Annotated in this window: 28 protein-coding genes; 4 read left to right on the top strand and 24 right to left on the bottom strand. The window is 58.4% G+C overall.

The genetic code is table 11. From position 1 onward, the window contains the following. Window positions 1–28 precede the first annotated feature (28 nt). Together AC0J6G_RS03940 and AC0J6G_RS03935 are read left to right on the top strand one after the other, a co-directional pair. Complete coding sequence (locus AC0J6G_RS03940) at window positions 29–763, top strand: MlaA family lipoprotein (protein WP_475253584.1); 735 nt, start codon at window positions 29–31, stop codon at window positions 761–763. A gap of 64 nt (window positions 764–827) precedes the next feature. Beyond that, the gene (locus AC0J6G_RS03935) at window positions 828–1271 is read left to right on the top strand and encodes a MerR family transcriptional regulator (RefSeq protein WP_475251487.1); all 444 of its coding nucleotides are present in this window, start codon (window positions 828–830) and stop codon (window positions 1269–1271) included. Between the two features lie 155 nt (window positions 1272–1426). Here the strand turns inward: AC0J6G_RS03935 and AC0J6G_RS03930 are convergent, their stop codons facing one another. The 10 genes from AC0J6G_RS03930 to ccmA form a co-directional block, all read right to left on the bottom strand. Then, window positions 1427–1753 carry a hypothetical protein gene (locus AC0J6G_RS03930; RefSeq protein WP_475251485.1) on the bottom strand — a complete coding sequence of 109 codons (327 nt, stop codon included), beginning with the start codon at window positions 1751–1753 and terminating at the stop codon, window positions 1427–1429. Further along, the gene (ccmI, locus tag AC0J6G_RS03925) at window positions 1750–2952 is read right to left on the bottom strand and encodes a c-type cytochrome biogenesis protein CcmI (RefSeq protein WP_475251483.1); all 1203 of its coding nucleotides are present in this window, start codon (window positions 2950–2952) and stop codon (window positions 1750–1752) included. Before ccmI ends, AC0J6G_RS03930 begins: the two co-directional genes overlap by 4 nt. Beyond that, window positions 2952–3449, bottom strand: coding sequence for a cytochrome c-type biogenesis protein (locus AC0J6G_RS03920; protein WP_475251481.1), 498 nt, complete (start codon window positions 3447–3449; stop codon window positions 2952–2954). Before AC0J6G_RS03920 ends, ccmI begins: the two co-directional genes overlap by 1 nt. After that, entirely contained in the window at window positions 3446–3982 is a 537-nt protein-coding gene (locus AC0J6G_RS03915; RefSeq protein ID WP_475251479.1) for a DsbE family thiol:disulfide interchange protein, read from the bottom strand. Before AC0J6G_RS03915 ends, AC0J6G_RS03920 begins: the two co-directional genes overlap by 4 nt. After that, on the bottom strand, window positions 3979–5952 hold the full coding sequence (locus AC0J6G_RS03910) for a heme lyase CcmF/NrfE family subunit (RefSeq protein ID WP_475251477.1): 1974 nt from the start codon (window positions 5950–5952) through the stop codon (window positions 3979–3981). The genes AC0J6G_RS03915 and AC0J6G_RS03910 overlap by 4 nt, the downstream gene beginning before the upstream one ends. Beyond that, window positions 5949–6437, bottom strand: a complete 489-nt coding sequence (ccmE, locus tag AC0J6G_RS03905; protein WP_475251475.1) for a cytochrome c maturation protein CcmE — start codon at window positions 6435–6437, stop codon at window positions 5949–5951. The genes AC0J6G_RS03910 and ccmE overlap by 4 nt, the downstream gene beginning before the upstream one ends. Next, a complete protein-coding gene (ccmD, locus tag AC0J6G_RS03900) occupies window positions 6434–6610 on the bottom strand; it encodes a heme exporter protein CcmD (RefSeq protein ID WP_475251473.1) in 177 nt (58 codons plus the stop codon). The genes ccmE and ccmD overlap by 4 nt, the downstream gene beginning before the upstream one ends. Continuing rightward, a complete protein-coding gene (locus tag AC0J6G_RS03895; RefSeq protein WP_475253582.1) occupies window positions 6607–7365 on the bottom strand; it encodes a heme ABC transporter permease in 759 nt (252 codons plus the stop codon). The genes ccmD and AC0J6G_RS03895 overlap by 4 nt, the downstream gene beginning before the upstream one ends. Window positions 7366–7443: 78 nt before the next feature. Next, window positions 7444–8115, bottom strand: coding sequence for a heme exporter protein CcmB (ccmB, locus tag AC0J6G_RS03890; RefSeq protein WP_298190582.1), 672 nt, complete (start codon window positions 8113–8115; stop codon window positions 7444–7446). Further along, entirely contained in the window at window positions 8112–8747 is a 636-nt protein-coding gene (gene ccmA / locus AC0J6G_RS03885; RefSeq protein ID WP_475251470.1) for a cytochrome c biogenesis heme-transporting ATPase CcmA, read from the bottom strand. Before ccmA ends, ccmB begins: the two co-directional genes overlap by 4 nt. A gap of 162 nt (window positions 8748–8909) precedes the next feature. Between ccmA and fliK the strand changes: the two genes are divergently transcribed. Next, window positions 8910–10451 carry a flagellar hook-length control protein FliK gene (fliK, locus tag AC0J6G_RS03880; RefSeq protein ID WP_475251468.1) on the top strand — a complete coding sequence of 514 codons (1542 nt, stop codon included), beginning with the start codon at window positions 8910–8912 and terminating at the stop codon, window positions 10449–10451. Next, window positions 10448–10774 (top strand): EscU/YscU/HrcU family type III secretion system export apparatus switch protein, encoded by a 327-nt coding sequence (locus AC0J6G_RS03875; RefSeq protein WP_475251466.1) that lies wholly within the window; start codon window positions 10448–10450, stop codon window positions 10772–10774. Before fliK ends, AC0J6G_RS03875 begins: the two co-directional genes overlap by 4 nt. Before the next feature lie 25 nt (window positions 10775–10799). Here AC0J6G_RS03875 and AC0J6G_RS03870 read toward each other — a convergent pair whose 3' ends face one another. The 14 genes from AC0J6G_RS03870 to flhA form a co-directional block, all read right to left on the bottom strand. Further along, window positions 10800–11204: a DUF2802 domain-containing protein gene (locus AC0J6G_RS03870; RefSeq protein WP_475251464.1), complete on the bottom strand. Its 405-nt coding sequence runs from the start codon at window positions 11202–11204 to the stop codon at window positions 10800–10802. A 3-nt stretch (window positions 11205–11207) separates the two neighbouring features. Then, window positions 11208–11687: a chemotaxis protein CheW gene (locus tag AC0J6G_RS03865; protein WP_274087870.1), complete on the bottom strand. Its 480-nt coding sequence runs from the start codon at window positions 11685–11687 to the stop codon at window positions 11208–11210. A 105-nt stretch (window positions 11688–11792) separates the two neighbouring features. Then, window positions 11793–12623, bottom strand: a complete 831-nt coding sequence (locus AC0J6G_RS03860; RefSeq protein WP_475251462.1) for a CheW domain-containing protein — start codon at window positions 12621–12623, stop codon at window positions 11793–11795. An 87-nt stretch (window positions 12624–12710) separates the two neighbouring features. Then, window positions 12711–13499 carry a ParA family protein gene (locus AC0J6G_RS03855; protein WP_475251460.1) on the bottom strand — a complete coding sequence of 263 codons (789 nt, stop codon included), beginning with the start codon at window positions 13497–13499 and terminating at the stop codon, window positions 12711–12713. A 52-nt stretch (window positions 13500–13551) separates the two neighbouring features. Further along, entirely contained in the window at window positions 13552–14421 is an 870-nt protein-coding gene (motD, locus tag AC0J6G_RS03850) for a flagellar motor protein MotD (RefSeq protein ID WP_475251458.1), read from the bottom strand. A gap of 12 nt (window positions 14422–14433) precedes the next feature. After that, on the bottom strand, window positions 14434–15174 hold the full coding sequence (locus AC0J6G_RS03845; protein ID WP_475251456.1) for a flagellar motor protein: 741 nt from the start codon (window positions 15172–15174) through the stop codon (window positions 14434–14436). After that, the gene (locus AC0J6G_RS03840) at window positions 15174–16277 is read right to left on the bottom strand and encodes a protein-glutamate methylesterase/protein-glutamine glutaminase (protein ID WP_475251454.1); all 1104 of its coding nucleotides are present in this window, start codon (window positions 16275–16277) and stop codon (window positions 15174–15176) included. The genes AC0J6G_RS03845 and AC0J6G_RS03840 overlap by 1 nt, the downstream gene beginning before the upstream one ends. A 43-nt stretch (window positions 16278–16320) precedes the next feature. Beyond that, window positions 16321–18507, bottom strand: a complete 2187-nt coding sequence (locus AC0J6G_RS03835; RefSeq protein WP_475251452.1) for a chemotaxis protein CheA — start codon at window positions 18505–18507, stop codon at window positions 16321–16323. An 11-nt stretch (window positions 18508–18518) separates the two neighbouring features. Then, window positions 18519–19307: a protein phosphatase CheZ gene (locus tag AC0J6G_RS03830; RefSeq protein WP_475251450.1), complete on the bottom strand. Its 789-nt coding sequence runs from the start codon at window positions 19305–19307 to the stop codon at window positions 18519–18521. A 19-nt stretch (window positions 19308–19326) separates the two neighbouring features. Further along, entirely contained in the window at window positions 19327–19701 is a 375-nt protein-coding gene (locus tag AC0J6G_RS03825; RefSeq protein ID WP_475253580.1) for a chemotaxis response regulator CheY, read from the bottom strand. A gap of 94 nt (window positions 19702–19795) precedes the next feature. Further along, window positions 19796–20542: an RNA polymerase sigma factor FliA gene (gene fliA / locus AC0J6G_RS03820; protein ID WP_475251448.1), complete on the bottom strand. Its 747-nt coding sequence runs from the start codon at window positions 20540–20542 to the stop codon at window positions 19796–19798. Next, the gene (fleN, locus tag AC0J6G_RS03815) at window positions 20539–21369 is read right to left on the bottom strand and encodes a flagellar synthesis regulator FleN (protein ID WP_475251446.1); all 831 of its coding nucleotides are present in this window, start codon (window positions 21367–21369) and stop codon (window positions 20539–20541) included. The genes fliA and fleN overlap by 4 nt, the downstream gene beginning before the upstream one ends. Before the next feature lie 77 nt (window positions 21370–21446). Next, entirely contained in the window at window positions 21447–22745 is a 1299-nt protein-coding gene (gene flhF / locus AC0J6G_RS03810) for a flagellar biosynthesis protein FlhF (RefSeq protein ID WP_475251444.1), read from the bottom strand. A 15-nt stretch (window positions 22746–22760) separates the two neighbouring features. Further along, window positions 22761–24884 carry a flagellar biosynthesis protein FlhA gene (flhA, locus tag AC0J6G_RS03805; protein ID WP_475253578.1) on the bottom strand — a complete coding sequence of 708 codons (2124 nt, stop codon included), beginning with the start codon at window positions 24882–24884 and terminating at the stop codon, window positions 22761–22763. Window positions 24885–24915: the final 31 nt, after the last annotated feature.

Below are 24915 nucleotides of genomic sequence, written 5' to 3'. Positions count from 1 at the left end.
CTCTCTTGCCGTATTTTTCACCTTAGCAATGGGTAGCAGCCTGGCGCACGCCGAGCACAGCGTTGGTGACGATGGTTTCAAACAGCCAATGCAACACTTGCAGTTCAACCCTGGGTTAGACCAGCGTGAGTTCGAACGCTCGACTTTCAACGCTCTGCAGGTTTATGACCCGCTGGAGTCATGGAACCGCCGCGTTTATCACTTCAACTACCGCTTTGATGAATGGGTATTCCTGCCGATTGTCGATGGCTACCGCTACATCACCCCCACTCTGGTGCAGACCGGTGTGAGCAACTTCTTTAGTAACCTAGGGGATGTGCCGAACCTGCTCAACAGCGCGCTGCAGTTCAAAGGCAAGCGCACGATGCAGACCACCGGCCGCCTGCTGCTTAACACCACCGTGGGGGTTGCCGGCTTGTGGGACCCGGCTACACGCGTGGGCTTACCCAAGCAGAAAGAAGACTTCGGTCAGACACTCGGCTATTACGGTACGCCAGCCGGCCCTTACCTGATTCTGCCGTTGCTGGGTCCGTCGAACCTGCGTGATACCGGCGGGCTAGTGGCGGATTTTGCGGTGAAAAGCCAGGTCAACTGGCTGAATGTTGCCGAAACCAGCGTCAGCCATCCGGAAATCATCCTGTTGGACGTCGTCGACCAGCGCTCTACGGTGAACTTCCGCTACGGCCAGCTCAACTCGCCATTTGAGTACGAGAAGATCCGCTTCTTCTACCATGAGGCGCGCAAGCTGCAGATTGCTGACTAGCTTGACCTAAGAGTCGCCCCAGCGTTTTAGGCTGGGGCGGCTTTGAAGAGTGCGGAGTTGTGCTATGCGTGTCGCCCAGTTGGCCAAAGCCGCTGCAGTGAGCAGCGAAACAGTGCGTCACTACACCGATCTCGGCCTGCTCAGGCCCACACGTAACCCAGACAATGGTTACCAGCAGTATTCGTCAGCGGATCTGCAGCGCCTGCGCTTTATCGCCCGTGCCCGGCGCCTGGGCTTTAGCCTGAAAGACAGCCAGCAGATTCTCGCCAGCGCCGATAACGGCCAAGCGCCCTGCACCGACGTGCGCGACCTGCTCAGCGAACGTCTGGCCGTCCTGCACGATCACATCAAGGAATGTCAGCGCCTGGCGCTGGTGATGCAAACTGCTTTCGATAACTGGGCTGACAAGGGCGACTGCGCCCCTGACGGCCAAGCCATCTGCCGTTTGATCGAAGATTTCGAGCCCGATATCGAGCGCCGCCCGGCGACGCCCTGCCCTGCACACTAACCAAGCTCTCTCAAAGCTCGCGCGTTTGGGGCCTGCAAGGTGCTGCGTGAGCATTACGCGTCGCAATCATCCTCTGGCGAGGCGCGCTAGCCATAAGCACTTGCCGAGTCTGTTTTAACGCAGCCAGGCCGACGCGCAGCCGATCATCGCCTTGGTTATTGGGCGTAGCGGCGATGCAAACCCGGCGGCACACCGCTGCTATCAGTCGGCAACCAAGGCCCCTGCGGGTTACTGGCCCAGCTCCAACCGGAACGCCAGCGATAATAGGTGCGCTCACGGTAGTAAAGGTCAGCGGTGCCAGTCACGGCATACACCCCGAGGCCCGCGTCCCATCGACTGGCTACGCCAGGCGGGGGCGCAAGGCGTGGGTGGTTGCTGCTGCCACTCGGGCTCACCACCGGAACGCTGCTGAGCGGTGCCTGCACGCAAGCACCGAGCCCTAGCAGGCTGACCAGCACCGCACTGCGCAGTAATGGACTCATGGGGCCTTGCTGTCGGCGCTGTCGATCACCAACTGCTGCAAATCGGTGGTATTACTGGCCAACGGCTGGCTGGTACCCACCCACTCACCGGCGGTGGCGTTGCCACTGCGCGAGATGCGCGCAACCAGCTGCACCTGCTCGAAGCCGGACATTTTCAGCTGCGGCATCATCGCATCGCTGTCTGACAGGCTGACCTCAGCCGGTAGATCCGCCACGCTCAAGCGCTTAACGGCCAGCGGCATTGGCGGGCCAGAGACGGCGCGGGCGAAAATAAACACCGCGTCGCCCGCCTGCACCTTGCCCTGCAGCTCGGCGGCGAGTTCGACGCGCACGGTCAAGCCCTGACTGGCAGCCGGCGTGGCATCAGCTGCCGGGGCGCCAAGTTGCTCACGGGCGCGGTCAATACCGCCCTGAATCGCCTGGCGCGATGGGTCTTCAGGTGGTAATACCTGCACCAGTTGCTGCCAGTGGCCAATCGCTTGCTGGAACTGCCCACTTTCATAAGCGGCAATACCGAGTAAGCCCAGGCTGGTAACTTCAGCCGGATCGGCTTTCAACGCTTCATCGGTCAATGCCTGCAACTGCGGCGTCCACTGTTTGTTACCGGAAAAATACAGCGCCTGCGCCCACTGCCCGAGTAGCTCGGGCTCGCGGCCAGCTATGCCAATGGCACGTTCAAACGCCTCCGCTGCATCCGCCGCACGCTCTTGGGCCATATAAGTACGGCCCAAGAAGTACCAGCTTTCAGCAGACTTAGGATCGTTCTTCACTGCCGCTTCCAGGCGTGCAGTCATTTCCTCGATGGTCTTCGGTTGGTCCGCAAAGGTGCGCGCACGCTCAACATCATCAATGGCACCCCAATGCTGGTAGAGGCCATAGCCCAACAGCGGCATCAACAACGCCATAACCAGCGGAATTTTACCGCCCAGCGAACGCTGTACCGGCACGCTGAGCGCGCCTTCGGTATCGGCCAGCAGCTCTCGAGCCGCCTCGTCCCGGCCGTTGGCCAGTTGCTCGGCATTCAGGGCGCCCGTCGCATGCTGCGCCTGCAGGTCTTGCAGGCGCTCTTGATAAAGGGTCACGTTAAGTGCGGTACGGTCTTCTTCGGCCTGGAGCTTGCGCGCCCGCACCACAGGTATCAGGACAAATGCCAGGGCTGTCAGCAACAGCAAGCCGGCGCATAACCAAAATTCAATCATCAGTCGTTCTTATCCACAGGCGGTTGATTGGCGGGCTGTTGGCTCAGCAAAGCAGCCAAGCGCTGCTGCTCGTCCGTAGACAGGCCATGAGCGGTGTCGCCCGATTTGCCGCGACGACGCAGCAGGATGACCCCAAGCAAGAGGAAACCACCGGCCAGCAAACCAGCCGGGCCGTACCACAGCAACAGCGTGCGCGCAGTGACTGGCGGTTTGTAGAGCACGAAATCGCCGTAACGGCTGACCAGAAAGTCGATGATTTGCTCGTTGCTCTGGCCTTCCTCCAGCATGCGGAAGATCTGTGCCCGCAGGTCCATGGCAATCGGCGCGTCGGAATCGGCAATGTTTTGGTTCTGGCACTTCGGGCAGCGCAGCTCTTGCACCAAGTTGCGATAACGCTGGCGCTCGGTTTCAGTGGCGAACTCGTAGGTGTCGATCGCGGCCTGAGCAGTACCCAGCAGCGCTAAGCCCAATACAGCGGCGCTTAGCAGACGTTTCATGGCTGCACCTCATCGACCAGTTCCTGATACAGCGGCGCCAGCTGCTCGCGCCAGACGCGCTCGTCAATCACCCCGACAAACTTGTGACGGATGATGCCGTCTTTGTCGATCAGGAAGGTTTCAGGCGCGCCATACACACCCAAGTCCAAGCCCAATGTGCCGCGCGCGTCATTGATGTTCAGCTGATAGGGGTCATGGAACTCCACCAACCACTTCTGCGCGGCAGCGTTGTCATCCTTGTAATTGACCCCATGAATGGTCACGCCCAGCTTGGCCAATTTGTTCAGCACCGGGTGTTCCACACGGCAAGCGACACACCAAGTCGCCCAGACATTGACCAGTGCCGGCTTGCCCTTAAGGTCAGCCTCGCTGAGCTGCTTGCCATCCTGCACAGCAGGCAGAGAGAAGGCCGGGAACGGCTTACCGATAAGCGCCGAGGGCAGCTCCGAGGGATCAAGGAACAACCCACGGTAGAGAAACACCGCCACGCCCAAAAACAGCGCCAGCGGCACCAGCAGCAGTAGGCGCTTCATGCCTGCACCCCGGCCACACCCAAGGCATCGCGCACGCGGGTGCGTACTTTGACGCGGTAGCGTTTATCACTGGCAGCCAGAAAGCCACCCAAGCCCATCAGCAGCGCGCCGAACCAGATCCAGCGGACGAACGGCTTGATGTGTACGCGCACGGCCCAGGCGCCGTTTTCCAGCGGTTCACCGAGGGCCACAAACAGATCGCGGGTGATCCCGGCGTCGATTCCGGCTTCGGTCATCACCGATTGCTGCACGGTGTACAGGCGTTTTTCCGGATGCAGCACGGCAATTTGCTTGCCGTCCTCAAGAATGCGCACGGTGCCTTTGTCCGAGGTGAAGTTAGGCCCTTCGAAGTGCTCAGCCCCCTCAAAGACAAACTGGTAGCCGCCGATGTCCACCGACTCGCCGGGCGCCATGCGCATGTCGCGCTCAAAGCTGCCTACGCTGGTGAGGACTACACCAATAGCGCAGATCGCCATGCCCAAATGCGCCACCTGCATGCCCCAGTAACTGCGGGTCAAGCTCGGCAAGCCGCGGAAGAAGCCCTTATGACGGATTTTGTCGATGATGTCGCGCACACCGGCGAGCACCACCCAGGCTGACAACAGGCAAACACCCAGCACCGCCCAATTAAAATCCCCCACCAGGAACGTCGCGATCACAGCCAGCACTACGCTGCCGATCAGCACGGGCGCGAGCATATTCAGCAACCACTTAACCGGCGTGTCTTTCCAGCGCACCAGCACACCTACTGCAATCATCGCCATCAGCAGGCCCATCAAGGGTACAAACAGCGCGTTGAAGTATGGCGGCCCTACCGAGAGCTTGGCCCCGGTCATGGCGTCCAGCACCAACGGATAAAGGGTACCGAGCAGGATCATGGCGGCGCTGACCACCAGAATCAGGTTGTTCACCAGCAGCAGGGTTTCCCGCGACCACAGGGCAAAGCCGACCTGGCTTTTCACCACGGGCGCGCGAATGGCGAACAATGCCAACGAGCTGCCCACCACCAATAGCAGGAAGGCCAGGATAAACACACCGCGCTCGGGGTCGCTGGCAAAAGCATGTACCGAGGTCAGCACGCCGGAACGCACCAGGAAGGTCCCCAGCAAACTCAGAGAGAAGGCTGCAATCGCCAACAGCACGGTCCAGCTCTTGAACACGCCGCGTTTTTCCGTCACCGCCAGGGAGTGGATTAGCGCGGTGCCGACCAACCAAGGCATAAAGGAGGCATTTTCAACCGGGTCCCAGAACCACCAGCCGCCCCAGCCGAGTTCGTAGTAAGCCCACCAGGAACCCAGGGCGATACCGATGCCGAGAAACGCCCAGGCAACGATGGTCCAGGGCCGCGACCAGCGCGCCCAGGCCGCATCCAGCTTGCCGCCAAGCAGAGCGGCGATAGCGAAAGCGAACGCCACGGAGAAGCCGACATAGCCCATGTAAAGCATTGGCGGGTGGACGATCAAACCAAAATCCTGCAAAAGCGGATTAAGGTCGCGGCCATTGGTTGGGGTATCAAACAACAGACGCGCAAAGGGGTTGGAGGTAATGATCAGAAACAGCAGGAAGCCGATGCTGATGATGCCCATCACGCCCAGCACGCGAGCAAGCATTTCTTCCGGCAGCTGCCGCGAGAAGATCGACACGGCAAAGGTCCAGCCGGCGAGGATCAGCCCCCACAGCAACAACGAACCTTCATGCGCGCCCCACACGGCACTGAACTTGTAATACCAGGGCAAGGCCGTATTGGAGTTGTTAGCCACATACGCGACGGTAAAGTCGTCGACCATAAAGGCGTAGGTCAGGCAGATAAAGGAAAACAGCAGGAAGGCGAACTGGCCCCAAGCGGCAGGTGCCGCCAGGCTCATCCACTGCCGGTCGCCGCGCCATGCGCCGATCATGGGCAGCGTCGACTGCACCAGCGCCATGCACAGCGCCAGAATCATGGCCAGATGGCCGAGTTCGGGGATCATTGCGCGTACTCCGATTGAGACGTCTGTTTAGCCGCTTTGGCGGCGTCGTGCTTTTGCTGCATGCCGCTTTGCTCAAGGGCCTGCAGCACTTCAGGAGGCATGTAGTTCTCGTCGTGTTTGGCCAACACTTCATCGGCAATCAACACGCCGTTGGCGTCGAGTTTGCCCATGGCGACGATGCCCTGACCTTCACGAAATAGATCAGGCAGGATGCCGCTGTAACGGATGGTCACGTTCTTGGCGCCGTCAGTGACGACAAAATCGGTGTCCAGGGTATCGCTGGAGCGCTTGACCGAGCCCTCCTCGACCAAGCCACCGGCGCGGATGCGGGTGTCCTGCGGGGCTTCGCCGTTGGCGATTTGCGTAGGGGTGTAGAACAGGTTGATGTTCTGCTGCAACGCGCTCAGGGCCAAGGCCACGGCGATGCCGACACCAGCGATGATCGCCAGGACAATAAACAGGCGTTTCTTGCGCAGCGGATTCACTTCGACTCCTCCCGGCGCAAACGACGCGCCTCGTCTTGCAGATAACGGCGCCGCGCCAGGATTGGCAGCGCCATGTTCAGCCCCAGCACAGCCAAGCTGATGGCATAACAGGACCAGACATAAGGCCCATGGGTCCCCATGGCGAGAAACTCACTAAAGCTGGCAAAACTCATTGGCTTTTCTCCACCAGCGCCTTGACCTCGGCTTTTGCCCAGCTGCTGCGGGCCTCACGTTTGAGCACTTCTAAGCGCATGCGCAGCAGCAGCACGGCAGCAAAAAAGCAGTAAAAGCCCAGCACCATAATCAGCAGCGGCATCCACATTTCGAATGGCATGGCCGGTTTGGACACCACACTGAAGGTGGCGGGTTGATGCAGGGTGTTCCACCACTCCACCGAGTATTTGATGATGGGGATGTTCACCACGCCGACGATGGCCAGCACCGCACAGGCTTTGGCGGCGCTGTCACGGTTGGTGATGGCATTGCCGAGGGCGATCACGCCGAAATACAGAAACAGCAGAATCAGCATCGAAGTCAGCCGTGCATCCCAAACCCAGTAAGTGCCCCAGGTGGGTTTGCCCCATACCGCTCCCGTGACCAGGGCGATTACGGTCATCCAGGCGCCAATAGGGGCTGCCTGCTGCAGGGCAACATCGGCCAGCTTCATTTTCCATACCAGCCCGACTGTGCCGGCCACCGCCAACATCACGTAAATCGACTGAGCGAGAAACGCCGCCGGCACATGGATATAGATAATGCGAAAGCTATTGCCCTGCTGGTAATCCGGCGGCGCAAAAGCCAGCCCCCAAACCAGACCAACCACCAGCAACACAGCGGCCGCCAGGGCTAACCAAGGCAGCCAGCGGCGGCTGATTTCATAGAACCATTTGGGCGAGCCGAGCTTGTGAAACCACGTCCAGTTCATCAGGTTACTCATCAGTGCTAGGGCTGATCAGGGCGCAGGCAGGCACCAGGATCAACCGGCCATTGAGGCTTAGTTATCTACTTACTCAGCGACGCTGATGGTCAAACCAGCGGCGATGGCAAAGGGAGTCAAGGTCACCGCCAATGCGGTGAGGCTGGCCAACCACAACAAGTGGCCAACCGCCGGCAATCCTTGCAGGCTGGCTTGTAACGCTCCGCTGCCGAGAATCAGCACCGGGATGTACAACGGCAAAATCAGCAGCGCGAGTAACAGTCCACCGCGCTTAAGCCCCACCGTTAACGCAGCACCGACGGCACCCAACAAACTCAGCACCGGCGTGCCCAACAACAGGGAAATCAGCAAGACTGGCAAGCAGCGCTCAGGCAAGCCCAACATCAAAGCCAGCAGCGGCGCCAACAGCACCAAGGCCAAGCCAGAGAAAAGCCAGTGTGCCAGCACCTTGGCTAAAACCAGAAGAGCCAGGGGGTGCGGCGAAAGGACCCACTGTTCGAGCGAGCCGTCTTCAAAATCACTGCGAAATAGCCCGTCAAGCGAGAGCAATACGGCCAACAGCGCGGCCACCCATATCAACCCAGGCGAAAGGCTTTGTAACAACTGCGTCTGTGGCCCCACCGCTAACGGGAACAGGGCAATCACAATGGCGAAGAACACCAGCGGATTGGCCAATTCAGCCGGACGGCGAAACAGCAAACGCGCTTCGCGGGCCAGTAGCAGGGTAAAAACATTACTCATGCTGTGCGCTGCCCTAAGTCCAGCTCGCGATAACCGGCCGGTTTAACCCTTAATTCATGGTGCGTGGTCATCACCACCAACCCACCTTGCTGGCAATGTGCGGTCAGATGATTTTCCAGCTGTGCCACTGCGGCTTTATCCAGCGCGGTGAACGGCTCATCCAGCACCCACAGTTGCGGCCCCGGCAAATACAAACGTGCCAACGCCACGCGGCGCTGCTGCCCGGCGGACAAGGTATGGCACGGTACATCTTCAAAACCGCGCAAACCTACCGCCTCCAGCGCCTGCCAAATGGCTTCACGCTCAGCCGGCTGATGCAACGCACAGAGCCAGCCGAGGTTCTCTTCGGCCGTCAACAACCCTTTGATGCCCGCAGCATGACCAATCCACAGCAGGTTACGCGCCAGCTCGGCACGCTGCGCGGTCAAAGGACGATTATTGAGACGGATCTCGCCAGCAGTCGGCTGCATCAGCCCGGCCAACAAGCGCAACAGGCTGGTCTTGCCACTACCGTTAGGCCCGGCAACCTGCAACATTTCACCGGGAACCAGACGCACGTCCAGCCGCTCGAACAGCATGCGCCAATCTCGCTCACAGGCGAGCGCCACGGCTTCGAGAACAGGACTGGTCAAGACATCGGCACCTAACGTAGAGGGTAAAAGCGGCTCAAGTCGACAGCGTCTTGGCCGTTATACTGACGCAAGTGAATACGTAGCCGGCCCTGACGGGGCGCGATTATACATGCCAGGCCCCGCCTCCCGCAGTGGGCATTTTCGACAGGGTGTAACCCACCAATGAGTGAAATCAGCAGCCCACGGCCCTTGCCGCCGACCGCCCCCAGCAGCCGCCCTAATGCGGCAGCGGCTGATCTGGCGGTTAAGCTGCTACAACCCATGCAAGGCCTACTGGCCAGCGGCGAAACCGCCAAAGCCGAAGTCATTGCCCTTAAAGAGGTGGCGCAAAGCTTTCAGCTGCTGCTCAAACTGACGCTTGAGAATGGCCGCCAGACCACCCTGGAAGCCAGCAGCTCAAGGCCTATCGCCCAAGGCACATCCCTGGCGGTAACGGCATTATCGGAAACCCGCCTGGCGCTGTCCGTACTAATGGGCGGCAACAAACCTCTAACGAGCCTGGACCTCGACCAGTTACCGGTTGGCACGCTGTTGCAAGGCAAGGTGGTCGCTCGCGAACAAATGCTGCAGGAGCGCTCACAGCAAGTGGTCTACAAAGTGCTGGTGAGCCTGCTCAATACACCCCTAGCCGGCAGCAAGCTGGCCCTGGAAACCCCGCTAGCACTGCCGGTGGGTAGCCTGCTCAGCGCTCAGGTACAGGGCAACCAATCGCTTAACTTTTTACCCTTGAGCGGCCGTCTTGACCAACTCGCGCTGAGCCAGCAGCTGGGCTCACAAAGTAACCGCCAAGGCTCACTGGAAGGATTATTCAGCGCCCTGCAGGGTCTACGCGGTAACGCGGAGATGAGCGAAGGCCTGCGCACTAGCATCGACAAACTGTTCGGCGCGCTTCCTGATGCAACGCAACTGAGCAGCCCGAAGGGGCTGGCCATGGCCCTGGAAAACAGCGGCATGTTGCTGGAAAGCAAACTGTTGGGCGGCCAAGGCCAGGCGCTCTCAACCGACCTCAAGGCCAACCTTTTACGCCTGATCAGCCAACTATTGCCCACCTTATCAACCGGCAGCCCGCTCGCCGCCAATGCCAGCACAGCCTTAGCCCAAGCGATGCCTGCCCTGGCCCGTGACTTACTCGGCAGTCTCGGCAAAGCGAGCCATCGCCAGCAAGCGCTGAACTTCCCGCTGCCCTCGCGACTGCTGCAAAACATGGAAGGGGAAGCAGACCTCGAGACGCTACTGAAGCTCGCGGCTGCGGCCATCTCACGCCTACAAACGCATCAGCTATCGAGCCTGGCGCAGAGCCAGGTTGGCCCAGACGGTAACCTGCTGACCACGTGGCAACTGGAACTACCAATGCGCAACCAGCAAGACCTGGTGCCGCTGCAGGTCAAGATCCAGCGCGACGAAAGCAACCCGCAAAGCAAGCCGGAGAAAAAGGAAATCCTGTGGAAGGTCGAGCTGGCATTCGACCTTGACCCTCTAGGGCCCTTGCAGGTGCAAGCACAACTGGCACACGGTCGCCTTTCCAGCCAACTCTGGGCAGAACGCAGCAGCACCGTCAGCCTGATCGAAGCGGAGCTGGACAACTTGCGCCAGCGCCTCAACACCGCAGGTGTTCAGGTCGCAGAACTGGCCTGCAGCCAAGGCACACCGCCGCGCGGGCCGCGCACAACCCTGGAACAACGTTGGGTGGATGAAACCGCATGAAGAAGACCAGCCCACGCCAAGCCATTGCCCTGACCTATGATGGCCAGAGCGCGCCAATACTCAGTGCCAAAGGTGATGATGAGCTGGCAGAAGCCATTCTGGCCATCGCCCGCGAATACGAAGTGCCCATCTACGAAAACGCCGAACTGGTGAGTTTGTTGGCGCGATTGGAACTGGGGGATGCGATCCCAGAGCAGCTGTATCGCTGCATCGCTGAAATCATCGCCTTTGCCTGGTACCTGAAGGGTAAATCGCCGAATGGCGACCAACATGACAGCGATATCACACCGCCCTTGCGCTTATTGGAAGGCCCTGCACACTGAACGCAGTTGCCCTCACGCAGATAAGTCAGGAGCGCTGTAACTTAGCCTGCTGCATTTTGCTGACCAACTCGGCCTCGGCCTTACTCAGACCACAGGACTGAGTAAGATCATCCACGCTAGCGCCCATGCCGGCTAAACGCGCAGCCTGGGTGAAGGACAAACTGCTGGGGTCACGCTGCTCAATCTGGTTGAGCTTATCCGGAAGCGGCGCGACGACCCGGCGTAACTCATGTAACTCTTCGCCCATCTGCACACTTCCGGTCAGGTAAGTGTCCAAGCGTCGACTGAGTTCCTTAAGTCGGCGGTCACGCACCGCATCCCGCTCACCTTGCAGCTTTAATGCCTCGCGCAGCTGCCGAGCAAGCCAAATACAGGCAGCCACTAGCCCTAGGCAAACCAGGGCCAACAAGGCCAGCAGCGCGTCGAGCATGAGCTAGATGCTCTCCAGCTCGGACCACTCTTCTTCGCTCATCATCTTGTCCAGCTCAACCAGAATCAGCAGCTCGCCGTTCTTGTTGCACACGCCCTGGATAAACTTAGCGGATTCGTCATTGCCGACGTTCGGTGCGGTTTCCACCTCAGATTGGCGCAGGTAAACCACCTCGGCCACGCTGTCGACCAAGATACCGACCACTTGCTTGTCAGCTTCGATGATGACAATACGCGTGTTGTCCGTCACCTCAGTGGAGTCCAGACCAAAACGCTGGCGCGTATCGATCACGGTCACGACGTTGCCGCGCAGGTTAATGATACCCAGCACATAACTCGGGGCACCCGGCACGGGGGCAATCTCGGTGTAACGCAGGACTTCCTGCACCTGCATCACATTGATGCCATAGGTTTCGTTATCCAGACGGAACGTTACCCACTGCAGGATCGGATCTTCAGAACCTTGCGCCGAACTTTTCTTCATATCCTTAGCCTCGTCATAAACCGCTCACGGCGGCGATCACGGGTGTATACCCCGCTGTCATTACTATAGTTGCAAAGCTGTGCGCGCCGCACAGCTCAGCGTTATTCAGTGGGCCAGCTTGGCGGCCATACGTTTTGCCGCGCCACTGGCGATCAATTCAGCCAGGGAAGCAATATCCAACAAGGCGCACATATGCTCAATCACTGTTCCGGCCAGCCATGGACGCTGAGTGCGTTGAGTGCGCCATTTGACCTCATTAGGATCGAGGCGAATTGAGCGGCTGACCTGATGCACTGCCAACCCCCACTCGTAGCCCTGAACGGAAATTACGTACTGCAAACCTTCCCGAAAATCATCGCGGTAGCGATCAGGCATTACCCAGCGCGCAGTGTCCAGCACCTTAAGGTTACCCGCCTGGCAAGGCAGTATGCCGAGAAACCAGTCTGGTTGGCCAAATAAAGGCGTGAGTTCCTGGCCTTCCAAAGGATAAATAGACCCCAGGCATACCAACGGCACCGCTAGCGTTAAACCGGCGACATCAAACAACAAACATTCAAAAGGACCTTCAGCCCATTCTGGTCGCCCCTGTCGATCGGGCTCTGGTACAACCAGCACCTGAGGCGCAGGCTCAATCACACGAGCGGTCTCGACCACGCGCGGCGGCGCCTTAAACTGGACGTCGCCCTTCGGCACAGGTATCTCGATCGTTGGCAGCACTAACGGGCGCGGCGCCAACTCAGCCAAAGGCTTGGCAGCAAGGGCTTGCATCTGAGGCATTATCCGAGCGTCACGCACCTGCTCTTCGAGCACGGCGGCCTCGAACTCATCCAGCGGAGTGTTTTCGGCTAACTCGACCGCAGCCTCCTGCAGCAAGCCATCCAAATAGGACTGCAAAGCCAGTTGCGGACGTGTAGCGGTGGCGAGAGGGCGACTCATGAATACAACCTGTCAGAACGATCTATACAGACTATCGGCCGAGCTAGCGCCAGACTTGAGCCTATAACTTGAGCATAGACACTCATCTCAGGCGACCTGCGCAGCAATCTGCTGTGCCAGCAAGTGCTTGAGTAACGCCCGGTACGCAATCACGCCACGGCTATTGTTGTCGAATTGGGATGGCGTAAGCCCTGCCCGGCTGGCATCACGCAAACGCGTGTCGACCGGTATGTAGGCCTGCCACAGGTGTTCAAGGTAATTGTTGCGCAATACCCGCAACGTACTCATGGATGCTTGGGTGCGGCGGTCGAACAGGGTCGGCACGATGGTGTATGGCAGCGCCTGCTGCCGCGAGCGGTTGATCATCGCCAAGGTATTGACCATTCTCTCCAGCCCTTTGACGGCAAGGAATTCAGTCTGCACCGGAATCACTAACTGCTGGCTGGCTGCTAGAGCATTGACCATCAACACACCAAGCAACGGCGGACTGTCGATCACCGCATGATCGAAATCCTGCCAGAGCTGCGCCAGACTCTTGGCAATCACCAACCCCAGACCACTCTGCCCAGGCGATTGACGCTCCAACGTGGCCAACGCAGTGCTGGAGGGCAGCAGGGAAATGCGCTCATTACTGGTGGGCAACAGCAGTTGCTGCGGCAGGCCATGAGGCACGCTGCCCTTGTGCTGAAACAGGTCAAAGCAGCTGTGTTCCAGGCTATCTGGATCATGGCCAAAATAGCTGGTCATTGATCCATGGGGGTCGAGATCGACCACCACCACACGCTTGCCGGCATCAGCCAGCAGGCCCGCCAAAGCGATTGATGTGGTGGTCTTACCGACTCCACCTTTTTGGTTGGCTACTGCCCAGACTCTCATCGTTATCATCCTCCCGGTACAGCTATACACCTGACCGAGAACGGGGCCACCCTTATGGGACCGGCGACGTGGGATTGACGGCACCCGCTTGCGGGACCGGCGCTGCGGGTGCTGGTGCAGGTTGCGTGCCAGCCCGCTGCAACGCAGCATCGGGTTTTGCATTGGCGCTACCCACACCGCTCACACTGCGGCGCACATCTAGATTGCGCGAGATCACCAACACCACACGACGATTGCGACCGCGCCCCTCGACTGTGTTGTTGTCGGCCACGGGTTGGAATTCACCATAGCCCACTGCGGCTAAGCGGCCCGGATTAACTCCATCCATAGCCAGCATCCGCACAATACTGGCCGCCCGAGCGGTAGACAGCTCCCAGTTGGTCGGAAACTGCGCCGTTTGAATCGGCAGGTTATCGGTAAAACCCTCGACATGAATCGGGTTCTCATAAGGCGCCAAAATTTTGGCCACCTTCTCGATAATATCGAAAGCCGCATTATTGGGAATGGCATCGCCACTGGTGAACAACAAGCTGGAACTGAGCTCGATTTCAATCCACAACTCGTTACCGCTGACCTTGAGCTGATCTGATTGAATCAGGTCACCGAACGCCTCACGCACACTACTGGCAATGCTCTGCAGATCATCAGCGGATGACTGCGCACTCTCCTCATCAACCAACGAACGATCCGGCTCAGTGGTTCGCGGCCGCTCTTCGCCCACGGGAATGGGCTTAATCGCACGATCAGGCTGGTTGAACACCCCAGTCAGGCTGTCCGAGAGAATCTTGTACTTGCCTTCGTTAATGGAGGAGATTGAATACATCACCACAAAAAACGCGAACAACAAGGTAATGAAGTCGGCATAAGAGACTAGCCAACGCTCGTGGTTTTCATGCTCTTCTTGATGACGCCTGCGGGCCATGTGGTGTCCCCATCAGTCCATAAAGCCTTGCAGCTTCAATTCGATGGAGCGCGGATTTTCACCCTCGGCAATCGATAGGATGCCTTCGAGTAGCATCTCGCGGTAACGCGATTGACGCTGGGCGATGGCTTTGAGCTTGTTACCAATGGGCAGCAGCAGCAGGTTGGCAAAACCAACGCCATAGATAGTTGCCACAAAGGCCACAGCAATCCCGCTACCAAGCATGCTCGGGTCAGCTAGGTTGCCCATCACGTGAATCAAGCCCATGACCGCACCAATAATGCCAATGGTCGGCGCGTACCCCCCCATGCTTTCGAACACCTTGGCCGCCTGAATATCACGGCCTTCCTGGGTGTACAGGTCGACCTCGAGAATACTGCGAATCGCCTCCGGCTCAGCACCATCAACCAACAGCTGCAAACCTTTGCGTGCATAAGGATCGGCCTCGACATCAGCCACGGCCTCAAGCCCCAGCAGCCCCTCTTTACGTGCAGTCATGCTCCAGCCGACCACCCGGTTAATCCCGCCTACCAAATCGATGCGCGGTGGGAAAAAAATCCAGCTGATGATCGCCAGAGACCGCTTGAATACATGCACAGGAGCCTGCAAAAACGCAGCGCCCAAGGTGCCGCCGATTACGATCAGTGCCGCAGGTCCATTGATCAGAGCAGCAGCGTGGCCACCTTCGAGGTAGTTGCCGCCCAAAATCGCGACAAATGCCAGGATGACCCCAATTAGGCTCAGAACATCCATTAAATACAGGTCTCCGCCAAATGCCTGCCGATCTCATCCAGCGGGTAAATAGCATCGGCTAAATTGGCTTTGACGATGGCCATGGGCATGCCGTAGATCACACAACTGGCTTCATCCTGCGCCCAGACCTGACTGCCGCTTTGTTTAAGCAGGCGCGCGCCCTCACGACCGTCAGCGCCCATACCCGTGAGCACGACTGCCAGTACTTTATCCGCATAGGATTTGGCCACCGAGCCAAAGGTGATGTCGACGCAGGGCTTGTAGTTCAGGCGTTCATCACCGGGAAGAATTTTCACTACTCCACGGGCGTCAACCATCATCTGCTTACCACCGGGGGCCAGCAGGGCCAGGCCAGGGCGTAATACATCACCGTCCTCGGCTTCTTTGACGCTGATGCGACATAGTTTATCTAGGCGCTCGGCAAAGGCCTTGGTGAACGCGGCCGGCATATGCTGAATCAACACGATGGGCGCCGGAAAATTAGCCGGTAGTTGGGTCAGCACCCGCTGCAGCGCCACCGGGCCACCGGTTGAGGTGCCGATTGCCACCAGTTTGTAGGATTTACGCTTGGGAGCAGCGCTCACGGCTGCGGGAGCTGGCGCAGTAGCCTGTCGGCCCAACGTACTGGCGGGAGTCGTGGGCCGCGCCGCCGGTCTCGCTTGCGCAGCAGGGGCAACCACCGCTGGAGGGCTCAAGCTGCGCCGGTTACTGCGGGCAATGGTATGAATTTTCTCGCAGAGCAGCTGCTTGACCCGCTCCGGATTACGCGAAATATCTTCAAAATTCTTCGGCAAAAAATCCACGGCGCCGGCTTCAAGCGCATCGAGAGTGACGCGCGCGCCTTCGTGAGTCAGCGAGGAAAACATCAATACCGGCGTTGGGCAGCGCTGCATGATGTTCCGCACAGCCGTGATGCCGTCCATCATCGGCATCTCGTAATCCATGGTGATCACATCAGGCTTGAGTGCCTGCGCTTGCTCGATGGCTTCGCGACCATTAGTGGCAGTACCGATCACCTGAATATTCGGATCGGCTGAAAGAATTTCCGACACGCGCCGACGAAAAAAGCCGGAATCATCAACCACTAACACCTTAACAGCCATAAACACTCCTAAACGGCGCAACAAACACCTGCGCCGCTAACAATCAGATACGTCGAGCGTAACGCTTAAGCATGCTCGGCACGTCAAGAATCAAGGCAATGCGTCCGTCACCGGTGATGGTTGCGCCGGACATGCCCGGAGTGCCCTGGAGCATTTTGCCCAGTGGCTTAATCACGACCTCTTCCTGACCGACCAGTTGATCAACCACAAAGCCGATGCGCTGACTGCCGACGGTGAGAATCACCACATGGCCTTCGCCCTGCTCGACATGAGCTGCGCTGCCGATCAACCAGCGCTTGAGGTAGAACAGTGGCAAGGCTTTGTCGCGCACGATCACGACTTCCTGACCGTCCACCACGTTGGTACGTGATAGGTCGAGGTGGAAGATTTCGTTGACGTTAACCAGCGGGAAGGCGAATGCCTGGTTGGCCAGCATCACCATGAGCGTTGGCATGATCGCCAAGGTCAGCGGGACCTTGATGACGATCTTCGAGCCTTGGCCCTTGACGGAAAATACGTTGACCGTGCCGTTGAGCTGGGAGATTTTGGTTTTCACCACATCCATGCCCACGCCACGGCCGGACACATCGGAAATTTCGGTCTTGGTCGAGAACCCTGGCGCAAAAATCAGGTTGTAGCATTCGAACTCGTTAAGACGGTCGGCCGCATCTTTATCAAGCAGTCCCTTCTCTACCGCCTTGGCACGCAGTACGTCGGCATCCATGCCCTTGCCGTCGTCAGAAATCGACAGAAGGATATGATCACCTTCCTGCTCGGCAGAGAGGATGACTCTCCCGCCACGGGCCTTGCCCGATGCTTCACGCTCTTCTGGCGTTTCAATCCCATGATCGACCGCGTTACGCACCAAGTGCACCAGCGGATCGGCCAATGCTTCAACCAGGTTCTTATCGAGGTCGGTTTCTTCACCGACCAGCTCCAAGTTGATCTCTTTTTTCAGGTTACGCGCCAGATCACGAACCAGGCGCGGGAAGCGCCCAAAAACCTTCTTGATCGGCTGCATACGGGTTTTCATCACCGCAGTCTGCAGATCGGCCGTAACCACATCCAAATTGGACACGGCCTTGGACATGGCCTCATCGCCACTGCTAGACCCCAGGCGTACCAAGCGGTTACGCACCAGCACCAGCTCGCCGACCATGTTCATAATTTCATCCAGGCGCGCGGTATCGACCCGTACGGTGGTTTCCGCTTCGCTGGGTGCCGCAGCCTTTTCTGCTACAGGCGCAGCGGCTGGGGCAGCAGGTGCCTTGGCCGGCTCTACCTTGGCTGCTGGTTTTGCCGCAGGCTTGGGAGCGGCTTTGGCCGGCTCCGCAGGCTTAGCAGCAGACGGAATAGGCTTGATTGCCTCAGGCTCGACAAACTTGCCTTTGCCATGCAGCTGATCGAGCAATGCTTCGAACTCATCGTCGGTGATATCACCCGTTGGCGCGGCGTCAGGCTCAGCCTTGGCCTCAGGCGCGGCAGGTAGTGATGCCGGAGGCGGGGCAAACTGCCCCTTACCATGCAACTGATCAAGCAGCGACTCGAACTCATCATCGGTGATTTCATTATCAGCGCCAGCAGGTGCTGTACTGACTGCACTAGCAGGTACGACAGCGGGATCAGGCGCTACGAATTGGCCTTTACCGTGCAGCTGGTCAAGCAGCGACTCGAATTCATCATCGGTGATTTCATCGCTGCTGCCGGCGCTGGGCACGGCTGCCGACGGCTCATCCAAGGCGCCGAGCAAATGCTCGAATTCACTGTCGGTGATATCGCCGGCGGCGGGCTCAGGCTGCGCCTCAACAGGCTCTTCGACTGGCGCGGGTTCAACAGCACCCGCGGGCTCAGCCAAACGCGCCAAAGCAGCCAGCAACGCGGGAGTGGCGGGAGTTAGATCAGTGCGCTCACGCACTTCGGTAAACATGCTGTTAACGGCATCCAGTGCTTCCAGCACCACATCCATCAACGCGGAGTCGACGCGCCGCTCACCCTTTCGCAGGATGTCGAAGACGTTTTCTGCAATGTGGCAGCATTCCACCAGCTCATTGAGTTGGAGAAAACCGGCGCCACCTTTGACGGTATGAAACCCGCGAAAAATAGCGTTCAACAGATTCATGTCATCCGGGCGACTTTCCAGCTCTACGAGCTGTTCGGACAAGAGGTCAAGAATCTCGCCGGCCTCTACCAGGAAGTCCTGGAGGATTTCTTCATCGGCGCCGAAGCTCATAAGTCGTGCTCCTAAAATCCCAGGCTTGAAAGCAGGTCGTCGACATCATCTTGACTCGATGCGACGTCTTCACGCTTATCGGCATGAATCTGCGGACCTTCACCATGTGAAGGCTGTTTTTGTTTTTCTTGTTCAGCGCGGAGCAACTCGTGGTTGTGCTCAATGCCGGCGAACTGATCCACCTGACTGGCCATCAACACCAGTTTCAGCAGGTTGCTTTCAACCTCAGTGACCAACTGAGTCACTCGCTTGATTACCTGCCCGGTCAAGTCTTGGTAGTCCTGAGCCAGCAAAATATCGTTGAGGTGGCCAGACAGTTTGGCGCCATCGCGCTGGCTGTTTGCAAGAAATAACTCAACGCGCTTGGCTAGCTCACGAAACCCATCGGCGCTCATCTCGCGGCGCATAAAACGCCCCCAGTCTACACTCAGGCTTTGCGCTTGATCACTGAGATCGTTGACCAGCGGTGCGCTCTGCTCGACCAGATCCATGGTGCGATTGGCCGCTTTCTCGGTCATCGTCACCACGTAATTGAGGCGCTCGGTGGCATCGGTGATTTGCGAGACCTCGGTTGCGTGCGGCATACGAGGGTCAAGCTGGAAGTTAACGATGGCGTTGTGCAGCTCGCGGGTCAGCTTACCGACCTCGTGGTAAAGACCACGGTCACGTGCTTTGTTCAGCTCGTGTATCAGCTGTACCGCTTCACCAAAGTTGCCATGTTCCAGGCTTTCTACCAATTGGCGAGCGTTGTGTTTCAGGGACGACTCAAGGTCGCCCTGAACGGAATCTTTATGTTCCATAGAACCCTCATGGCAGACATCAGCCGTTGACCCGCTCGAAGATCTTCTCAATCTTCTCTTTCAGTACCAAGGCAGTAAACGGCTTAACGACGTAACCGTTAACGCCAGCCTGGGCTGCTTCGATGATCTGATCACGCTTGGCTTCTGCCGTTACCATCAGCACCGGCAAGGTTTTCAGGCGCTCATCTGCACGCACAGCGCGCAGCAGGTCGATGCCGGTCATGCCTGGCATGTTCCAGTCAGTTACCAGAAAGTCGAAACTGCCGCTTTGCAGCATCGGCAGCGCGGTAACGCCATCATCAGCTTCTGCGGTATTGGTAAACCCCAAGTCACGCAGGAGGTTCTTAATGATCCGTCGCATCGTTGAAAAGTCATCAACGATGAGGATTTTCATATTCTTGTCCAAGTCGACCTCCGTACAGTCCCAAACGCACCCAGCACCCTGCATGCGCCTTTATTCGTGAAACCGGCTGCGTGAGCTAAACAGCTCAGCGTGCACGCCACTCACCCAAACGGGCGCGTAAACGTGCGGCACACTGACTGTGTAGTTGGCTTACGCGTGATTCGCTAACCCCCAACACTGCACCGATCTCTTTAAGATTCAACTCTTCATCGTAATAAAGCGCCAACACCAAGCGCTCGCGCTCCGGCAGGTTACCAATGGCATCCGCCAAGGCTGCCTGAAAGCGTTCATCTTCCAGATCACGAGAAGGTTCGAGGTGGTTGCTGCCCGCGTCTTCAGTCAGGCCTCCGTGCTCACCGTCCTGCAACAGGTCGTCGAAACTAAACAGGCGGCTGCCTAAAGTGTCGCCAAGAATGCCGTAGTAATCCTCGAGACTCAATTGGAGTTCGGCCGCAACCTCTTGATCTTTAGCGTCTCGGCCTGTTCTGGCCTCAACTTTTCGAATTGCGTCGCTGACCATACGGCTATTGCGATGCACCGAACGGGGTGCCCAGTCGCCTTTACGCACCTCATCAAGCATGGAACCACGGATACGAATACCAACAAATGTCTCGAAACTGGCGCCTTTACTGGAGTCGTATTTTTTTGACGCTTCAAGCAAGCCGATCATCCCGGCTTGAATTAAATCGTCAACCTGCACGCTGGCGGGTAGCCGCGCTAATAGGTGATAGGCAATGCGTTTGACCAAGGGCGCATAGCGCTCGATCAACTGGTGCTGAGAATCCTGCGCCTGCGCCTTGCTATACATACGAAGTCCAGAGGCTGCTGTCATAGGGTCGCGTCTGTGATCGGTTGCTGCACCAAGCGTTCAACAAAGAACTCCAAATGGCCGCGCGGGTTAGCCGGTAAGGGCCAAGCATCGACCTTCTGGGCGATCGCTTTGAACGCCAGCGCGCACTTCGAGCGCGGGAACGCCTCATAGACCGCACGCTGCTTCTGCACGGCCTTTCGCACTGATTCATCGTACGGCACTGCGCCTACATACTGCAGGGCGACGTCGAGAAAACGATCAGTCACTTTGGTCAGCTTAGCAAATAGATTGCGACCTTCTTGCGGGCTATGGGCCATGTTGGCCAATACCCGGAAACGATTCATGCCGTGGTCACGATTGAGCAGTTTGATCAGGGCGTAGGCGTCGGTAATTGAGGTGGGTTCATCGCACACCACCACCAGCACTTCCTGCGCGGCGCGCACGAAGCTAACGACGCCATCACCGATACCAGCGGCGGTGTCGATAATCAGCACATCGAGGTTGTCACTGATATCGCTGAAAGCCTGGATCAGCCCGGCATGCTGCATGGGCGACAGCTGCACCATGCTCTGAATGCCCGAGGCTGCAGGCACGATGCGAATCCCGCCCGGGCCCTGCAACAGCACATCACGCAGCTCGCACTCGCCACTTATAACGTCTTCCAGGGTGCGCTTGGCGCTGAGCCCCAATAAAACGTCAACGTTGGCTAAGCCCAAGTCGGCGTCCATCAACATAACCCTGCGACCTAGGTCAGCCAGTGCCAATGCCAGGTTCACCGAGACGTTGGTCTTGCCGACGCCACCTTTGCCGCCGGTCACTGCAATCACCTGTACGGGATGCATACCCATAATTTCTAACACCTTGTCTAACTTCGACTGGAGCCACTTGGTCGGCTAAGCACCGCTCAATCCCAATAACATGACGCTTAACTGACGCGGCGTGCGGGCTGCTGGTAAAGACCGGCAAACATCTCCGCCATCGTATCTTCGCTCGGTTCTTGGGTCGCCTGCAGCCCAACAGCCCGGCTAACCAATTGATGACTGCGCGGAACGTGCAAATCATCGGGAATACGTGGCCCATCAGTGAGATAGGCTACCGGTAGACGCTGGCTAATAGCCAGTCCTAAAACCTCACCCAGACTGGTGGCTTCGTCCGCTTTGGTGACGATGCAACCGACCAAACCACAGCGTTTATAACTATGGTAGGCGGCTTTGAGCACTTGGCCCTGACTGGTTGCAGCCATAACGAGGTAGTTTTTGGCATTGATGCCACGGCTGGCCAGAGCTTCCAGCTGCATACGAAGCGCAGGATCATTGGCGGGCAAGCCGGCGGTATCAATCAGCACCACCCGCTTGCGCGCCAGCGGAGCCAGAGCCTGGGTCAACGATTGGCCAGGATCGACCAGTGTTACCGGCACATTAAGAATTCGGCCCAAGGTTTTGATCTGCTCTTGCGCACCAATGCGGTAGCTATCCAGGCTGACCAAAGCGATATGCTGCGCGCCGTACTTGAGCACATAACGCGCGGCCAGCTTGGCCAAGGTGGTGGTCTTGCCCATACCCGCCGGGCCAACCAGAGCGATCACGCCGCCCTCTTCCATCGGTTCTTGCTGGGGCGTTTTGATCGCGTGCGCCAAATGCGCCAACAACATACGCCAGGCCTGACGTGGCTCGGCAATAGTAGCGACACGCTCAAGCAGTGCTTTCGACAGCTCGGCAGACAATCCCATACGCTGCAAACGGCGCCATAGATTGGCTTGCTGCGGCTGGCGGTTCTGCAACTGCCCCCAGGCAATTGAACCCAGCTGCACTTCAATAAGCTCACGCAGGCCGTGCAGCTCAAAACGCATGGCATCAAGGGCGCCCTGATCAGCAGGGGCCGACGGGGCACGCGCGGGACGTAGAACATCAGCCAGACTATCTGCCGGGGCATCAGGCATGGCGCCAAACAACTGGCGATCTTTGCCCGCATCCACTTGCGCACGTGTAGTCAGCTCAGCTTGGGCGGTGGCAATTTTCGCCTGGGTCTTGCGCAACTCGGCTTCCAGCGCGGGGTTGGGCTGACGGGACGGCGCAGCAGGCACTTGGTAATCCAACGCAGCAGTCAGCTCGACACCGCCGGCTACTCGGCGATTGCCAATGATCGAGGCATCGGCACCCAACTCATCACGCACCAGCTTCATGGCGGTACGCATATCGGCGGCGAAAAAGCGTTTGACCTGCATGGCCTGTAACCTCGGTTAGTTCTGCCCCACCGTCGCAACGATGGTGACCTGCTTGTTATCCGGAATTTCCTGGTATGCCAGTACATGGATACTCGGAACCGCCAGCCGCGCGAATCGCGAGAGCATCGCCCGGACCGGACCGGCCACCAGCAGTATCACTGGCTTGCCGAGCATCTCCTGGCGCTGCGCCGCTTCCACCAGGGAACGCTGCAGCTTCTCGGCCATACCCGGCTCCAGGAGGATGCCCTCCTCGGAGCCTTGACCGGCCTTCTGAATACTATTTAGCAATATCTGTTCCAACCTTGGCTCAAGGGTGATCACAGGCAGCTCCAGCTCTAGTCCCACGATGCTTTGCACAATTGCGCGGGCAAGCGCGACACGCACTGCGGCCACCATGGCGGCGGGATCTTGACTCTTGATCGAAGCGTTGGCGATGGCCTCGGCAATGGTGCGAATGTCGCGTACCGGCACTTGTTCCTGTAGCAAGCTCTGCAGCACCTTGAGCAGGGTCGACAAGGAAATCATCCCTGGCACCAGCTCCTCGGCCAGCTTCGGCGAGCTCTTGGCCAGCAGTTGCATCAACTGCTGCACTTCCTCATGACCGAGCAGCTCGTGGGCATGCTTATGCAGCACTTGGTTGAGGTGAGTGGCGACCACAGTGCTGGCGTCGACCACGGTGTAGCCCAAGGACTGCGCCTGATCGCGCTGGTTCGCGTCGATCCACACCGCCTCCAGGCCGAAGGCCGGGTCTTTGGCAGCAATCCCGTTGAGCGGACCGAACACCTGCCCAGGGTTGATTGCCAGCTCGCGATCGGGGTACACCTCGGCCTCCGCCACGCTGACACCCATCAGGGTCAGGCGATAAGCATTGGGCTGCAGGTCAAGGTTGTCGCGAATATGCACCGAGGGCATGAGAAAACCCATTTCCTGGGAGAGCTTCTTACGTACGCCCTTGATCCGCGCCAACAATTGGCCACCCTGGTTTCGGTCGACCAAAGGAATCAATCGATAGCCCACTTCTAAGCCGACCATGTCGACCGGCGTTACGTCGTCCCAGCCCAGCTCTTTGACTTCCTGAGCCTTCTGCGCGGGCAGCAATTCCTGCTGACGCTGCACTTCCTTGATTTCGCTTTCCTTGGTTGTGCGCTGCTTGTTAGCGATCCAGTACGCGGCACCGGCGGCGACCAGGCCCAGGCTGATAAAGGAGAAGTGCGGCATGCCAGGCACCAAGCCCATGGCGATCATCACCGCCCCTGTCACCGCCAGCGCACGGGGCGAGGCGAACATCTGCCGATTGACCTGGGCGCCCATGTCTTCCGAGCTGGAAACGCGGGTCACCATGATTGCGGCCGCCGTTGACAGCAGCAGCGAAGGGATCTGCGCCACCAGACCGTCGCCGATGGTCAGCAAAGTGTAGATACGGCCCGCGTCCGCGAAACTCAGCGAATGCTGGAAGATGCCGATGGCAATGCCGCCGATCAGGTTAATAAACAGAATCAGCAAACCGGCAATCGCATCGCCGCGGACAAACTTACTGGCACCGTCCATAGAGCCGTAGAAGTCTGCCTCTTGCGACACTTCACTGCGCCGCAACTTGGCGGTTTCCTGATCAATCAGGCCGGCGTTGAGGTCGGCGTCAATGGCCATTTGTTTGCCTGGCATGGCGTCCAGGGTAAACCGCGCGCTAACCTCGGAGATGCGCCCCGCACCCTTGGTCACCACCACGAAGTTAATGATCATCAAGATGGCGAACACCACGATACCAACCACGTAGTTACCGCCGATCACCACCTCGCCAAAGGCCTGAATCACCTTACCGGCAGCGCCGTGACCGTCCTGCCCATTGAGCAAAACCACCCGCGTAGAGGCTACGTTAAGCGCCAGGCGCAGCAAGGTTGCCGCCAGCAGAATGGTTGGGAACACAGCGAAGTCCAGCGGCCGCAAGGCGTAGATCGCCACCAGCAATACCACGATCGACAGGGCAATACTGAAGGTGAACAACACGTCGAGGAGAAACGGCGGAATCGGCAGCATGACCATGCCAAGCATGACCAGCAGCATCAACGGGATACCCAGATTCCCCTGCTTTAACCCCGACAGGTTGCTGCGTACGTCACCGATCATTTGCGAACGATCTATTGCCACACCACTACCCCAGCCCATTCAATCT

Source organism: Pseudomonas sp. TS_SC_3, assembly GCF_056156225.1.
Note: the sequence above shows the minus strand (reverse complement) of the source record. Positions and strands in the feature narration are given on the sequence as shown.